This is a genomic window from Sphingobacterium puteale, from assembly GCF_003627955.1.
GTDB lineage: Bacteria > Bacteroidota > Bacteroidia > Sphingobacteriales > Sphingobacteriaceae > Sphingobacterium > Sphingobacterium puteale.
In genome coordinates this window covers 14,678-30,362 of sequence record NZ_RBWS01000016.1, presented here as the reverse complement: position 1 = coordinate 30,362, position 15,685 = coordinate 14,678, and the positions used below count along the sequence as shown (strand labels likewise).

Sequence of the window (15,685 nt, the reverse complement as noted above, 5' to 3'; positions counted from 1 at the left end):
TATGATTCCAGGAGAATTTTTTATAGCGGATGGCCATGTCATCTGTAATGAAGGTAGAGAAGTTACGACGATTACCGTAACAAACACAGGAGACCGACCAATTCAGGTAGGTTCACATTTTCACTTCTTTGAAGTGAACAAGATGATGGAATTTGACCGTGCAAAAGCTTTTGGCAAGCGATTGAATATTATCGCAAGTACAGCAGTGCGTTTTGAGCCGGGAGAATCCAAAGATGTAGAATTGGTTCCTTATGCAGGTGCCAGAAGAATCTACGGGCACAACGACTTGGTAAACGGTGATACCGAAACCGAAGTCGCGAAAGAAAATGCAATGAAAAAAGTGAAAGAACAAGGCTTTAAAAACAAAGTATCATGAGTTTAAAAGTTAGCAAAGTAAATTATAGTGCCATCTTTGGTCCGACAAGCGGCGATAAAATCCGTTTAGGCGATACCGATATCATTATCGAAGTTGAAAAGGACTACGCTTATTATGGCGATGAAGCAAAATTTGGTGGTGGTAAGACCGTACGTGACGGTATGTGTCAATCTTCGGTTCACACACGTGATGAAGGTACCTTGGACATGGTAATCACAGATGCTATCGTGATTGACCACTGGGGAATTGTGAAAGGTGATATCGGTATCAAGGATGGTAAGATTGTCGGTGTCGGCCGTGCTGGAAATCCGGACACAATGGATAACATTACGCCAAATATGATTATTGGTGCTTCTACTGAAGTGCATGGTGGATCTGGCTATATCCTAACCCCTGGTGGTATAGATACCCATATTCACTATATCAGTCCTACACAGGTCGAAACAGCCTTATACAGTGGTATTACCACCATGATCGGCGGGGGTACCGGTCCAGCGGACGGAACAAATGCCACCACCGTAACGCCAGGAAAATGGAATATCCGTCGTATGATGCAAGCGGTGGAAGATCTACCGATGAACTTTGGCTTCTTTGGAAAAGGAAATGTGGGGACTGAACAGCCCATTATAGAACAGATTGAAGCCGGAGCTCTGGGGGTTAAAATTCACGAAGACTGGGGCGCAACACCCGCAACAATTGATAGAGCATTAACGGTAGCTGATAAATACGATGTACAGGTTGCCATTCACACCGATACATTAAATGAAGCGGGTTTCTTAGAAGATACGATTCAGGCAATCAACGGTAGGGTAATCCATACTTTCCATACGGAAGGTGCCGGTGGTGGTCACGCTCCAGATATTATCAAATCGGCCATGTATCCAAATGTACTGCCCGCTTCCACAAATCCGACACGTCCTTTTACAAAAAATACGATTGATGAGCACTTGGATATGTTGATGGTTTGTCACCACCTGAGCAAGGAAATTCCAGAGGATGTGGCTTTTGCCGATTCACGTATCCGTCCGGAGACAATCGCTGCTGAGGATGTATTGCAAGATCGTGGTGTATTCAGCATCATGAGTTCAGATTCGCAGGCAATGGGCCGTGTAGGTGAGGTTATCACACGTACATGGCAGACAGCGGACAAAATGAGAAAACAAGTGGGGCCGCTACCTGAAGACGAAGGAAAAAACAACGATAACTTCCGTGCACGTCGTTATGTCGCAAAATATACAATCAACCCAGCGATTGCACATGGTATCTCAAAATACGTAGGTTCTATCGAACCAGGTAAAATCGCGGATATGGTTATTTGGCGGCCAGCCTTGTTTGGTGCTAAACCGGAAATGATTATCAAAGGTGGTATGATCATCGCGTCCAAAATGGGAGATGCCAACGCATCCATTCCTACACCACAACCGATTATCTTACGTACAATGTTCGGCGGATTGGGAAAAGCTGTTCATAACACCTGTTTCAACTTTGTTTCCAAAATTTCATTCGAAAACGGCATTAAAGAGGAATATGGCTTAGCAAAAGGGGTACTTCCTGTAGAAAACTGTAGAAATATCTCCAAAAAAGATATGATCCACAACGATGCTACACCCGAAATTATCGTTAATCCGGAGAACTATGAAGTAAGTCTGGATGGAGAAATTTTGCGTTCTCAGCCAATTGATACCGTTTCTTTAGGACAGTTGTATTTCTTGTTTTAATCTGAATGGAGACTACCAGGGCTTGATCTTGCATCAGGCCATATAAATGAAAAACACATGAATAAAGCGGTCATGAGCCAAACGTAGCGCTGATGATCAATGAGCAAAGGAAGGCTCATGATCGTTTTATTGCCCTTAAAAACAACGATATATCAATGAAAAATTTAAAAACATTTTTGGGATGTTGTCTGGCAATAGCATGCTTTTCGATACAATCGGCCTCTGCTCAAAAAGGCGGAATCATGCTGTATGGTTCGCTCAATTACCATGAAACCACCGCTGGACACCAATTTAGTGCAGCACCAGTGGGCGTAGGCTATTTTTTTAATGACAACATGAATGTGGGGATAAATTATGGGTTCAACAACGCTTATACGAAGGCGCTTGACTTTACAGATCATTCCCATGAAGTTGGTCCATTCTACAGCAACACATGGCCGTTAGGAGAACATTTTATGTTGATCGGTCAAGTGGATGCACATTACATCTGGGGTGACCAGCATGTTGTTAATGCATCCGGAGGCATAGTGGATGGAAGCTACAATGGTTTCTTGTTCAGAGTGTATCCGTTGGTGGGTATTGATCTCGGAAAAGGCTGGGCTTTGAAAGCAAAAGTCGCGGAGCTCTCTTACAAGAAGAAGCATGGCAAGGATGCTGTTATTCCAGATGATCACGAAGTGATTACAGGGATCAATGGATCAACTGTGGGATTGGGATTGTCAAAAAATCTATTTTTTTAAAGCACGAAAATGATTATCACAGAAATCACAAGGAATATCAATCGCGAGCGGACCAATAAGCGTCATGATCTGCTGTCGATTGAATGGTATGAATCCACCAAACGCATTCAGCGTCTTCGTACAGCGGAGGGGATGGATATCGCTGTGAAATTATTGGGCAATACTTCCTGCTTGCAGGATGGCGATATCTTGTATGAAGATGAAGAAAAAGTTGTTGTGGTTACCATCAAACCTTGTGATGTTATCAAAGTGATGGCAATTGATTTTCTTCAGATTGCTTTTGTCAGCAGTGAAATCGGAAACAAACATTTGCCTCTATTTGTAGAGGCAAATGAATTGCTGATGCCCTACGAACGCTCCATGTACGAGTGGTTGACAAAAAATGGATTTGACCCTGTGTGCTGTATGCAGCAGCTGCTGAACCCACTCCATGCAAACGTAGACCCAAAGCCTCATCAAAAGTTGAAATTTTCGACAAAAAATATCCCGCTGTTCATTCAGGAGAAAGAGGATACTGGTATTGCGTCGACGGTCGCATCAACAAATAATGAATAAATAATTTATGTCAATGAAAAATACTTTTCTGGGCAAGTTGCTCCATCTCGCAGATCCGACGCTACCGATCGGTGGATTTACCCATTCAAATGGGCTGGAAACCTATGTGCAGCAGGGCTTAGTCTGTGATAAAGCAACTACTGACAAATATGTGCGCCATAATTTATGGTACAATCTAAAGTATAACGATGCTGCGCTGATGAAATTGGCCTACGAGGCCACCACATCCGAGGATTTAAATGCATTGATCGCTTTGGATCAGGAGTGTACAGCATTGAAGAGTCCAAAAGAGATCCGGGAAGCCAGTAAAAAACTGGGCGTACGCATTTACAAAATATTTAGCCGTTATCAACAACAGGATTTTGTTGTTGCCTGGGGCAAATTGATTCAGAAAAAGGAAGTAGATAGCCACTATTGTCTGATGTATGGTATGCTGGCTTCGTTATTGGAAATTCCTTTGGAAGAAGCATTACATGGCTTTTATTACAATGCGGCCATCACCATGGTGACGAATGCCGTGAAACTCGTGCCGCTCGGACAGCTCGATGGTCAGGATGTTCTTTTTGGCCTACACGATGATATACTTGGGCTCTGTCACGAGACTTTAGCAGTTGAACGAAATTTAGTGGGGCTGTGCAATATCGGATTTGATATCCGATGCATGCAACACGAACGATTATATTCTAGAGTTTATATCTCTTAAAATCAAATACAATGGAAAATAGAAAATATGTTAAGATCGGTGTCGGCGGTCCTGTGGGTTCCGGCAAAACAGCGTTATTGGAAAGATTGAGCAGACGTCTGGCAAATGAGTTAGATTTGGCGGTTATTACAAATGATATCTACACCAAAGAAGATGCGGAGTATATGGCAAAAAATAGCTTATTACCCCGTGAACGTATTATCGGTGTTGAAACAGGAGGTTGTCCACATACCGCAATACGTGAAGATGCGAGTATGAATCTGGAAGCTGTAGACGAACTGGCTAGCCGTTTTCCTGATCTGGAACTTATTTTGATCGAAAGTGGAGGCGACAACCTCACTTCAACCTATAGCCCAGATTTGGCAGATATCACCATTTTCGTCATTGATGTCGCTGAGGGTGAAAAAATGCCGCGTAAAGGTGGTCCGGCGATTACACGTTCGGATCTCTTATTGATCAACAAGAAAGACTTGGCACCTTATGTGGGCGCGAGCTTGGAGGTCATGGAACATGATGCCCGTATGATGCGCAAAGGTGCTCCATTTTTGTTCTCCAATTTGAAAACTGGCGACGGTCTGGAAGAGATTGTGGGCTGGATCAAAAAATATGCATTGCTTCAAGATATTGAAGAACCTAATTTACTTCGTTAATTATGATTTGTTCTTTAGCCGTCAAAATAGCACATCGTGAAGGGAAATCCTTTATGAAGGATGCTTATGTCACTCAACCTTTTCGCATTGTCCCTGTCGGTCAATATCAAAAAGACAATGCGGCTTATTTGATGATCATGAGTTCCTCACCGGGATTGTTGGATGGTGATGATCATCAGATCAAAATTGATATTGCGCCGGGAGCAAAATTACAGTTGCAGACGCAGGCTTATCAGCGTCTGTTTCATATGAAGGGGCATTCTTCGCAAACAATGCAGGTGACACTGGGCGAAGATTCCGTGTTTTCCTATGTGCCCCACCCAGTGGTGCCACAGCATTCCTCTCATTTTTTGAGTCACAACATTATCCATCTTGCTTCCAATTGCCATCTACTACTGAGTGAAATCGTGACCTGTGGAAGGAAAATGTCGGGGGAGGAATTTCAGTACAATCATTTTCAGAACCTGACGAAATGTTATGTGAATGGTCGACTGGTTGTAAAAGATAATGTGCTGTTACAACCGGATCGTATGCCCATTCAGGGATTGGGCATTCTGGAAGGATATACACACCAAGGAACACTGATCTATCTGAATAGTGCCGGGGTCAGTCCAGACGAATGGATCGAAGCATTCTATGAGAAATATGGGGAAACCAAGGATGTTGCCTTTGGTATCAGTGCTTTGCAACATGATGGTTTTATGGTGCGTGTGCTGGGCTATGGTGCCGAGCAACTTTACCTTCTTTTTAAAGAGATGCAAAGTGCTCTATGGGAAAAATTATTCCTGAATTAAATAACGGGGATTGAATACAATTTTTAAATAACAAATTATTCTAATGAAAAATAACATCCTGACTTTTGTTAAAGCTGTTTTTAAGGGATTCGGACAGATTATGTTACAGGGTAATAGCTGGACTGGAGTCCTGTTTATTGGGGCTATTATTTATGATTCCGCACTCATGGGATTTGCTGGGATACTGGCGAATCTTGTCGGGGTAATCACAGCGAAATTGATGAAGTTTGACGAGGAGCATATCAATGATGGGCTCTTTGGATTTAATGCCACATTATATGGGATTGCACTGGTCTTTTATTTTCAGGCTAATATCTGTGTATGGGCCTCCTTGATTATCGGTTCTGCATTGACTACGATTTTAATGGGCTTTGCGCTAAAGAAAAATATTCCTGTATTCACCTTTCCATTTATCATGATCACCTGGATTGCACTATATGTATTGAGTATTCCAGAATTGGCTTTACGGACGGTTCCAGAGCACTTTGTGGATATTGAGGAAATGGACGATTTCCTTATTGAGGGACATGCCTTTGGTCAGGTTATTTTTCAGGGTAGCTTAGTTGCGGGATTAATCTTTTTCATTGGTGTTTTTATCAGTAAGCCAATCGCGGCGTTATATGCTTCTGCCGCTGTAATTATTAGCGTTTATATCTCGCATCATGGGCATGAATCAACCGATATGACCAATAACGGGATCTTTAGTTTCAACGCAGTTTTATGTGGGATTGCTTTGAGCGGGCAACGCGTTAGAGATGGTATTTATGTACTCATTGCGGTTATTATCGCAACCTATTTTGACCATTTTCTGATCCACAATGGTTGGACGACGCTAACGTTTCCTTTTGTGATCGCGATGTGGGCAATTGAGCCTGTCAAACGACTGGACAATTGGTTGGTAGCTAAATTTTCCGCGACAGCGGAGACTTCCTAGTCTTTTTTTTGCTAAAATTTTATCTGATGTTGAAATTTCGTTTTATAAATCTATTCCCAATAATGTTGTTATTGGGAATCCATATAAACACTGTATATGGGCAGGTAAGTCCGCCTGGGCTTGGTAAAGCCAAAACGGCCTCCTGGTCGGTGTTGGGCCTGCGACGCAAGCTGGACAGTGCCGGAACAAAGGAAGCACTGACCTATATCGGCCTGGGAACCAAAAGTACACCCGAGGACTCTAATCCTTTTCATAAGCAGGCCATCTGGGTGTTGAATCATGAGGTCTATCACAAATTTGCGCCAAATCAGCAATATAGTTATGCGCTGAGCTACAGGCGTCAAAATGTATATGATGAAAAAGCACCCTACCACAATGAAGGAGTTGAACAGGAATTCCGATTGTATGGACGTTATGCATATACCTTTAAGCTGGCTGAGCGCTGGAAATGGAAAAATACACTACGACAGGAGTTCCGGAAATTTTTTACTGCAGACTTTCACAAAGCGGAAGAGAATTTTCAGTTTAGAACCCGACTAAAATCGCAGGTGAATTTTAAAATATCCGATAAAAATAAGCAGGAACTGGCGCTGAGTGCCGAAGGTCTTTTTGCAATCAGTAAACTGAACGAACCGGATGCTTGGTCGAGCTTTGGTTACAAGGAAACACGTTTGGGTTTTTACTATATGACAGATATCCCAAAGACGCCTTTACGACTGGATGTAGGCTACATGAATGATCTGATCAAAGGCTATGATCAAGTGGATTTTGGTGTGCATTATCTGGCGGTTGACCTCATTTGGAACCTGCCTTACCATAAACATTAGTCTGCCATAAACTTATGTTTTCGATAATCACTGGGTGAATACCCGGTGATTTTTTTAAATAGCCTGGTGAAATAGGAGGGCGATTGGAACTTCAATTCAAAAGCTATCCCCGCGATATCTCTCGTGGCGTCCTGCAAGAGGATCTGACTATGCAAGATGCTGATTTCAGTAATCCATTGCTTGGGTGGCTTATTGGTTGCCTCCTTCACACATTTGTTCAGGTAGTTTTCGGAGATATGCAATAGATTGGCATAAAACAATACATTTTTATGGTCAATATGAAACTTTTGGACATATTCCCGAAAGCGAAATGCAATATCAAGTTGCCTACTCATCGGTGCCTTGGTTTCGATATCCGATTTTATAACCTTCAATAAGATGCACTGCATCATCGAGATACATACCTCCATCACGCGGCCTTCAGTAAAAAGTTCTTCCTCCAAAAGAATCAGCATTTGCTGAATCCAATGGGCAACATGTGACTTTAGCGTAGTAAATGGATGAGAATTAAAAAATTTGATGTCATTGATTCCAAGTTCGATATCAGTAACAATTTCGTTTTCATACACCACAAAAAAACCTTCAACATCATCCGATATTGCCAATGTTGCGGTGATATTCCCTTGCTTGATATTGATGACTTGGTGTTCAGTCAGCGTATAGGAAGCTGATTCCAGATGTTGAGTCAGGGAACCTTTCGTTACGAAAATTAGAAAATTGAAGGTAGTACGATAGGGAATGACCGGCATTAAAATGCTTCGAAGATAATTTTCAATTCGATAAACCTGGATTTTACTTTCATTAAATAGATTATGTTCAGAAACATCAGGTAAGAATAACTTTTTATATTCGTAATTGTTGATGATCTTAATCGAATTTTTCATCGGTATAAATTTGTTTATTCATTAATCAATTTTCTCTTTAAGGCATTATTCATAAGCATTTATTTTCAATGGTATTCATGAGCTCGCTTTGCTCGGTAATTCAATCCCCAATGTGATTAAATAAATCATGATGGTTTCATCTGTAAATAATTATAAATTGCCTGTCTACGCTCTGGATCAATGAATTTTCCGTACTTGCTATCTGTTTTACACCTCTAAACAAACTAATCCCAATGGGATTGAATCGTAAAGGAATTAGTAATGGTAGATCACACAAATATAATCAATTCTTTGCTAAAGAACACCTAAAACAGTGCCTTGCATGTAACGTTTTAAACGGATTTGTGCGGCACGATTACAATTGAAAAATTTAGACGAAAACGCTGCCCAATCGACAATTGGGCAGCGAAAGTCGATCGCTATCAGTTATACTTTTTTGCTTTGACCAAATTTTTCCCGGTTAAAATCTGCAGATTTTCCCTTTGGAATGGATAGCGAAGTCCATTGCTCATCCTGGCACATTTTTCCGATGTAGACGATCTGTCCGACATGATAAGGGTAGTGGGCTAGCTGACGATGGATGGCCGCCAATACGCTATGGCCTTCGCCCCGGATAAAGATTGTTTTTGTCAGATCTTGCTCATTTAAAGATTCAAGTGCTTGAAATAAACAATCCCAGCCTTCGTTCCACAGTGTGAGTAGTTGTGCTCTACTCATCTCGGTATGCTCGAATTCCATGTCGCGGTTTCTTCCTTCTTTTTCACCGTCGGTATTTAAAAAATCAGTCCAACGCGAAAGCATATTCCCGTGAAGGTGTTTCACAATGAGGGCGATACTGTTGCTGGAGGAGTTGAATTGCCAGAACAATTGTTCATCCGTCAATTGAGTAAAAGTCTTGTCCCCCAAAGATTTGAATTCCCGAAATTGCTTGAGGCTACTTGCTAAAAAATTTTCCATTGGATTATGTGCTATGTATGCTTGTGTTTCTTAGCACAAGATACGAAAATACCAGGTGATATCCGTTGAATTGGCTCCCGTTAACAGGTTATTAGGGGGAGCCCAAGTCATTTTCTGGTCGATGAAGGTAGGGCAGAGAAAAAAAGGTGACACTGGGGAGGGTGCCACCTTTAGCTAACTAAACATTAAACATAAATAAACAGTCTTTTTAAAGACCTAAACTAAAATTAGATAACAATTCGGCCACTTGTCGATTTGTCAACTTGGACATTTCGTGGCTGATTTTTTAAGGAGATCTTTGCCGAGGTAGAAACTTTACCGCGCAGATTATCCTTAACACTTAGGGTTACACCTGAGGATGTGCTGGCATTGACCTCTGCATTGCTTGTTGTAAAGGAAGCCATGTCCACTGATGCGGAAGAGTTGGTACTTAAATCCAAATTCGTCGCACTTCCAGCAATTTCTTGTTTTGACGAACTTGTTGAATTTACCGTTAGATTCTTTGCACTTACCTCCGCCGTTAATCTGCTTGAGGAACTTGTCGAAAGCGCAATATCGTCGGCAATTAATTTTTTAAGCGAAATACGGGCGGATGAAGAAACGTTAACAGCTATTTTGCTAGCTTTTATGGTCTCGTTGCTGTAGATTGATCCACTCGAAGAAGCGGAAAAACTTGTCGGAATTTTACTTGAATATACCGTTACGCGGTTGTTTCTTGCATTTCTGATCTGTGAATTCCGTTTGTATTGTACATGTAATATACCATTCTTTACATTTGTTTCTATCAGTGACAGATGCTCCGCATTGTCTGCTTCAACCACAACTTCGTTTCGGTTGGAGTGAATATAGTCAACACGTAACGAAGTAGCTGCGGAAATGCCATCCGGAGCGGAAATCTTACGGATCTCACGCTCTTGAGCCTGAGCTACATACAAAAATGAAATAAAGGCGATGGTTAAGATTCTTTTCATGGTTTTGTCTATTATTAGTTTTTAATTTTAAGCAATTATAATTTCTATTTTAGTTTTCATTTCGAAAAGCAGCCTCATTTCCTGACTTACTAATATAATAGTGGTGCCAAAATGTAAAAACTATGTAAAACACTGATAGACATGCTTTTTTGTTTTATTGCATTTTTATCTATTGCCCATTTATGAACAATTGGTGTTCATTACCGAACAGTTTATTGTTGTTTTTGGTGGCTACCACATTCTCTTTTCGTAAGCTGCCTGCCAGAAATGATATTCCAATCGGGAGGCTGTTATAAATACTTGTCGCATTTTCTCCCGATTTGTTGCACTACTTTGTTCAGAAATTTGATCAACATAATTTTTGGCTTTTTTCACGCCCTCGGCGAAGTCCTCACCACTATAGGTATCGATCCATTTGGAATAGGGATTTTGGTTGCCACTGGCGATCGAAACGATGTGGTCGCCAACTTCTTTATAAATCCAAAAGCAGGGTAAAGTTGCGGCCATAGCAACTTCAATAGGTTCAAAGGCAGCTACACTTTTTAAAAAATGCACGTAATGGTGGCAAACGGGTTCTATCTTGTTGCCGTCTTCCGGATCCAGACCAAATTCTTTAAAATAGTTTTCATGCAGCGCTTTTTCGACGATAAGCGCATTGCGTCCAAATTCAAAATAATCCAGGGCTTGCTGATTGTCTGCACTCTTTGCACCGATAAAAGCTAAAACACGTCCAAATTCCTCCAGATAGAAAGCATCCTGACGCATATAGAATTGAAATTTGTCCAGCGGTAGACTGCCATTGCTCAGTTCAGAAATAAAAGGCATGGCTAGGATATCAGCATAAATTGGTCTTATAGCATCCCAGGCTTTATCGCTCCATTTCATGAAAAATAAGTTTAGAAGGGTTGTGGAAATGATTAAGTGGCCCATTTCCTTTGCCAATAACGAGGTCTTTGCTTGCCTTAATTGCCTCGTGGACATAATCTAAAGCGGTAGCGACAGCTTCAGCAAGAGGGAATCGCTGCGCTAACTGGCTCGCTATTGCTGAAGAAAGAGAACAACCGGATCCATGTGTATTTTTGCTGTCAATTTTTTGGGATTTAAATACCAATGGAGCTGTATTTTGCTGGAAAAGGAGGGTGGTCAGTTCGCTACTTTGAAGGTGTCCACCTTTGATAAGGACAGATTGACATCCTTTTTCAAGCAATGCGAGGCCTGATTTTTCCATTTCTTGTACATTGTCGATGGTGCTTCCCATCAGTACGCTTACTTCATCTAGATTGGGCGTGATAATGGTTGTTTCCGGAAAAAGTAAGTCCACGCAAGCCTGTATCGTATCATCATGAATCAATTTGTGACCACTTGTTGAAACCATCACCGGGTCAAATACGATTGCCCCTGGGTAGTCTTTTAAATAGGATGCGATCAGCTCAACAAGTTCAATGTTATGAACCATTCCGATTTTAATTGCGTCCGGATAAATATCGTCGAAAATCGCATCCAACTGCTCACGCACGGCTTGAGTCGGTATTTCATAGATATTCCGCACCCCTTGTGTGTTTTGTACGGGTAACGCTGTCAGGACATTCATTGCATAGCATCCCAGGGCCGATATGGTTTTTGTATCCGCTTGGATGCCAGCTCCGCCGCTGCCATCAAATCCCGCTATACTCAGAATGGTGGGAACTGTATATTTTTTCGTTGTGTTCATGTTAATAATTCCTTTAGTTGAGCGCTACGCTCCCTTGGTTTTTTACTTTGGCAAATTGCCGATACGACCGCTACGGAATCTGCACCGGACAGCCAGGCACTTGCGCTGGTATCCAGATTCATGCCTCCGATGGCGACCAGGGGTTTTTCGGTTAAATTCCGTAGCTCAGCCAGCCCACTGATTCCCCAAGCTGTAATGGTGTCTGTTTTCGTTTTTGTTGGAAAAATTGGGCTGACACCAAGATGGTCTACTGCGGCCATCTGTTTACTGTCAAGTTGTGTCCGATCTTCAAGCGACCAGCCAATTTGAAGACGCTGCCCGTATTTTTCCCTTATTGCTATAGGCGGACGATCGTTTTGTCCTACATGTACCCCCCATGCCTCGATTTCAATCGCAATATCCACGGCATCATTGATGACTAATGGGATTCCATAGCGATCGGTAAGCTGTTTTAGCTTCTTGGCTTTTTCCAGAAACCCTGTCGGCGTTTCGTTCTTTTCGCGTAACTGAATAATATCCACACCGCCGATTATGGCTTCTTCGGCAACATGGAGCCAAGATTGTGGGTAGCAGTCCTGTTCGGAGATAACCAGATACAAAGGGTAAGGAAATAGGGGATTAATTGCCATAATGCTTCAAGTTGAGATGCATCCGGATACGCTCTTCATTCAGTAGATAAAGCTCATCATAGAGATTCATCTGTAAGGAACCAGGACCAGCGGATCGCGTTGTTGCCAGTTCACCTGCTAGGCTCAAAAGGGACACACCGACGGTCGCTGCTTCATAAGGTTGGTCTGTGACCGCTAAAAACGCACCGATGAGTGCAGTTGCGCTACAACCAAGTCCAGTGACCTGAGTCATTAAGGGGTGCCCATTGTGTACCTCAGCGGTATGCTGTTCGGACAGGATATAGTCTACCTTTCCGGAGATGCAGATGATAGATCCTAATTGTTCTTGTAATGCTTTACCAAAGCCGACAGCGGCCTTGCTGTCGGCGGTGCTGTCTACTCCTTTGGTATTGACCTGGTTGAAATTGTAAAGGCTCATGATCTCTGATGCATTTCCCCGTATCACAGTTGGCTTTAACTCCAGGAGATTTGCCAATAGGTCATTGCGAAAAGCGGATATCCCTGCGCCCACCGGATCCAATACCCAAGGGCGACCAATGTTATTGGCGTGTTCTGCTGCCACAAGCATGGACTCGGCGGTAAGTTCACTCAATGTGCCGATGTTCAGTACCAACGACTGGGCAAGATCAACAACCTCGCGCACTTCGGATGGACTGTGAACCATGACTGGGGAAGCTCCGAGAGCAAGGAGTGCATTGGCGGTGCTATTCATCACTACCAAATTCGTAATATTATGTACAAGTGGTTTTTGCCGTCTGACCTGTGCTAACAGATCGATAATTAAATCTTCCATTCCTTTTTGTTCGCTATGTTTGTACGTGGCTTTGACAGGAAGAAATGAGACAGATGGGCTGTCCGGTATATTTCAATATACCTAAGCGGTTGCTTTTCCCTACGCCGGTATAAACCGGATCAGGTTCGAAGGGACTATCTCAATTCTATACAGAATACCCCCAAAGCCATATCAAATTTAGACAAAAAAAAGGACTTTTTATAACCCCTGTTTTATTCGGTCCCGGAATAGTAAAAATGACTGCGAGCGATTTGACCGACATTTTCAGTATGAGTAGGGAAATAGATTGAGCCGACAACGAGTAGAGGATGATGTCAAAATGATCTCGTGCAGCTAAGCTGCTTGTTAAGAATTTATATTGTCTTCAGCTGGCAATTCCGTGTAGTCAGGAGGGGTATAAGTGACGCGGGCAAAATTTTTCGTTAGGAGTTCCGTATCAACAACCTTTCCACCCTGAAATTTTAGGAATTTTTCTCGCCAGATTTCATTTTTTCGATAAAATTGATCACCTATTTTAAGGAATTGATGCTCCTTTTCAATGACGTGATAGGCAAAATCGAGCTCCTGATCGATCCTCAGTTCACCTTCAAGGCATTTTTCGGTAAACCAGAGATTGATCTGAAATGTATAGGGTGTATTGTTGGTAAACTGATAGTCGCGATAGTTGTAAAATACCGTTGCACCGCTCCCGAAAGGTAATACACGCCCATCATCGGGAAACGGATCAAAAGAATGGTGATAACGCTCCGTGACTGTTAGTGGGCTATGGATAACAAGCCAATGGATCAGATTGGAGATCTGGCAGATTCCACCACCGATACCTGCCTGTGCTTCGCCGAAAGACAATTCCATCCCTGGAAGATAGCCCTTTTTTTGTGTGGGTTGACCGACCAGTTTACAGAATGAAAAGGTTTCGCCGGGGTGGATCAGCACACCATTGATCTGCTTTGCTGCAATCTTTAGATTGGTCACTTTATTGATCTGCAGTTGCATATTGTTTTCTCCCAGCTTCTTTAATAAAACGGACTGGTGTTTTTTGATGCGGTACTGCAACGCTGTTGTAGACTTGATTTTTGTGTACTTTTTATTATCCAGTAACCAAATGGCTTTTCTTTGTGTCCTTCTTGCCCAGACTGCGAGAAAATACAGTAAAGGGTGACGTTGACTTATTAATTTCCGTTTTTTCACTAATGACAGATGATGGTTTTATTGCTTCCTTCTATTTCAGTTTGCGCGTTTGAATTATTGAGAAGTGGAGGAACTTTTCTTTGTTTGTATTGTTTTAGAGGTGATTTTATTCTGCTTATCAAATACAGTGCTCTCGTATTGATCGTCGCCTAAGTCTTTTGATACTATTTTCGTTTCCAATGTACCATCGCGATAAAATAGATAGGTCGTTTCGTTGCCCAGCACAGCTATTTTGGATTCAGCACTGAGCTTTCCCATTGCGTCAAATACCTGCCAGGAAGAGAAATTGTTTGCTTTTGGGTCATCATAATGATACAGTCTACGGTTTTCGATGACGTCATTTAACCCTGAAACTTCCTCAATAAGCTGCCCATTTTCATTGTAACGGTGGTCGACCCAATGCATCCGTTGGTAAACGAAGTGGATAGACTCCTCCCGGACCACTTGATATTGATCATTTATATGATGGATGGAGACGGACCGCCGCTCAGGGTCGGTAATGAGAATAGCATGTGGTAAGTATTGATAAATTGTACTAGAGGACCATTTGCTGTTTTGAAGCTGTTGTATCGAATCGATTAATCCCCATTTGTTGTAAAAATATTTGGTGTAAAAATTGATCCCATTAGACAAATTGTTTGCCGAGAGTTCTTTGCCTTGCTGATAAACGGTTGTTATAATGCCGCTGGGTTTTTTGAGGTTCTCCCCTGTAAAGGTCTGCGAAATATACGTTCCGTTATATTTGCCTTTTTTTTGCGTGGAGTAGATCGGAAGATTGGACCGCGAAATGATGGCGGCAGCATATTGCCTGGAGGGTTTAAACGGAATAGCAGCTATTGAATCGAAGAATAGTTTCCCATCGTATTTATGCATTTTTTGGGGTGTATTTGTCTGCCTATTATTTGTCAATATAGGCTTTGCGGCCTGGAGATAGCTTTGACTGTCATAGATCACTTTCGGTCGGCTCTGACCATCAAACAGGATCATGGCATTTCGTTGTTTGAGGGTCGGTACATCAACTGTCCACTTATGCTTGTTGACAACAAAAGTGATTTTTTGGGCATCTGTTTTTGAGACCAGGAGTTTGGTGGTACTATAGGGAACCTGTCTAATAATTTCATTTGCCTTTTGATCATGGAGGCGCATCGCGAAATCCGTTGATTTATCGGATTCATTGGTAACGAACAGGATCGCTTGGGTAGGTGCTCCGATTTCCATTGATTTTATCGTTTGGGATCGTGCCACAGTCGCACAG

Annotated in this window: 18 protein-coding genes and 1 riboswitch; of the genes, 9 read left to right on the top strand and 9 right to left on the bottom strand. The window is 42.2% G+C overall.

The window, feature by feature from the left end:
- Window position 1 precedes the first annotated feature (1 nt).
- From ureB to D7322_RS19635, 9 genes are all read left to right on the top strand, one after another.
- A complete protein-coding gene (gene ureB, locus D7322_RS28980) occupies window positions 2–376 on the top strand; it encodes an urease subunit beta (RefSeq protein WP_077435610.1) in 375 nt (124 codons plus the stop codon).
- Complete coding sequence (gene ureC, locus D7322_RS19670; RefSeq protein ID WP_121125948.1) at window positions 373–2,094, top strand: urease subunit alpha; 1,722 nt, start codon at window positions 373–375, stop codon at window positions 2,092–2,094. The genes ureB and ureC overlap by 4 nt, the downstream gene beginning before the upstream one ends.
- A 155-nt stretch (window positions 2,095–2,249) precedes the next feature.
- Entirely contained in the window at window positions 2,250–2,834 is a 585-nt protein-coding gene (locus tag D7322_RS19665) for a hypothetical protein (RefSeq protein WP_121125947.1), read from the top strand.
- Window positions 2,835–2,843: 9 nt separating this feature from the next.
- Window positions 2,844–3,389 (top strand): urease accessory protein UreE, encoded by a 546-nt coding sequence (locus tag D7322_RS19660; protein WP_121125946.1) that lies wholly within the window; start codon window positions 2,844–2,846, stop codon window positions 3,387–3,389.
- A 13-nt stretch (window positions 3,390–3,402) separates the two neighbouring features.
- A complete protein-coding gene (locus tag D7322_RS19655; RefSeq protein WP_120258490.1) occupies window positions 3,403–4,092 on the top strand; it encodes an urease accessory protein UreF in 690 nt (229 codons plus the stop codon).
- A gap of 11 nt (window positions 4,093–4,103) precedes the next feature.
- Window positions 4,104–4,742, top strand: a complete 639-nt coding sequence (gene ureG, locus D7322_RS19650) for an urease accessory protein UreG (protein WP_077435600.1) — start codon at window positions 4,104–4,106, stop codon at window positions 4,740–4,742.
- Between the two features lie 2 nt (window positions 4,743–4,744).
- Window positions 4,745–5,536, top strand: a complete 792-nt coding sequence (locus D7322_RS19645) for an urease accessory protein UreD (RefSeq protein ID WP_121125945.1) — start codon at window positions 4,745–4,747, stop codon at window positions 5,534–5,536.
- Window positions 5,537–5,579: 43 nt separating this feature from the next.
- Entirely contained in the window at window positions 5,580–6,470 is an 891-nt protein-coding gene (locus D7322_RS19640; RefSeq protein ID WP_121125944.1) for an urea transporter, read from the top strand.
- Window positions 6,471–6,496: 26 nt separating this feature from the next.
- Window positions 6,497–7,297 (top strand): DUF2490 domain-containing protein, encoded by an 801-nt coding sequence (locus tag D7322_RS19635; RefSeq protein WP_121125943.1) that lies wholly within the window; start codon window positions 6,497–6,499, stop codon window positions 7,295–7,297.
- On the opposite strand, the gene D7322_RS19630 is transcribed toward D7322_RS19635, so the two are convergent.
- The 9 genes from D7322_RS19630 to D7322_RS19590 all read right to left on the bottom strand — a co-directional run bounded on the left by D7322_RS19630 (window position 7,294) and on the right by D7322_RS19590 (window position 15,648).
- Window positions 7,294–8,181 carry a helix-turn-helix domain-containing protein gene (locus D7322_RS19630; RefSeq protein ID WP_121125942.1) on the bottom strand — a complete coding sequence of 296 codons (888 nt, stop codon included), beginning with the start codon at window positions 8,179–8,181 and terminating at the stop codon, window positions 7,294–7,296. The two genes, D7322_RS19635 and D7322_RS19630, sit on opposite strands and share 4 nt — an antisense overlap.
- Window positions 8,182–8,607: 426 nt before the next feature.
- Window positions 8,608–9,138: a DUF1572 family protein gene (locus D7322_RS19625; protein ID WP_121125941.1), complete on the bottom strand. Its 531-nt coding sequence runs from the start codon at window positions 9,136–9,138 to the stop codon at window positions 8,608–8,610.
- A 227-nt stretch (window positions 9,139–9,365) separates the two neighbouring features.
- Entirely contained in the window at window positions 9,366–10,109 is a 744-nt protein-coding gene (locus D7322_RS19620) for a GIN domain-containing protein (protein WP_121125940.1), read from the bottom strand.
- Between the two features lie 231 nt (window positions 10,110–10,340).
- The gene (gene tenA, locus D7322_RS19615; protein ID WP_121125939.1) at window positions 10,341–10,994 is read right to left on the bottom strand and encodes a thiaminase II; all 654 of its coding nucleotides are present in this window, start codon (window positions 10,992–10,994) and stop codon (window positions 10,341–10,343) included.
- Entirely contained in the window at window positions 10,978–11,820 is an 843-nt protein-coding gene (thiD, locus tag D7322_RS19610) for a bifunctional hydroxymethylpyrimidine kinase/phosphomethylpyrimidine kinase (RefSeq protein ID WP_121125938.1), read from the bottom strand. Before thiD ends, tenA begins: the two co-directional genes overlap by 17 nt.
- Window positions 11,817–12,449 carry a thiamine phosphate synthase gene (gene thiE, locus D7322_RS19605; RefSeq protein ID WP_121125937.1) on the bottom strand — a complete coding sequence of 211 codons (633 nt, stop codon included), beginning with the start codon at window positions 12,447–12,449 and terminating at the stop codon, window positions 11,817–11,819. The genes thiD and thiE overlap by 4 nt, the downstream gene beginning before the upstream one ends.
- Window positions 12,439–13,242: a hydroxyethylthiazole kinase gene (gene thiM / locus D7322_RS19600; RefSeq protein WP_121125936.1), complete on the bottom strand. Its 804-nt coding sequence runs from the start codon at window positions 13,240–13,242 to the stop codon at window positions 12,439–12,441. Before thiM ends, thiE begins: the two co-directional genes overlap by 11 nt.
- A 79-nt stretch (window positions 13,243–13,321) precedes the next feature.
- A riboswitch (TPP riboswitch) is annotated at window positions 13,322–13,414 on the bottom strand.
- A gap of 173 nt (window positions 13,415–13,587) precedes the next feature.
- Window positions 13,588–14,430 (bottom strand): VanW family protein, encoded by an 843-nt coding sequence (locus D7322_RS19595; protein ID WP_121125935.1) that lies wholly within the window; start codon window positions 14,428–14,430, stop codon window positions 13,588–13,590.
- A gap of 54 nt (window positions 14,431–14,484) precedes the next feature.
- On the bottom strand, window positions 14,485–15,648 hold the full coding sequence (locus D7322_RS19590) for a hypothetical protein (RefSeq protein WP_121125934.1): 1,164 nt from the start codon (window positions 15,646–15,648) through the stop codon (window positions 14,485–14,487).
- Window positions 15,649–15,685: the final 37 nt, after the last annotated feature.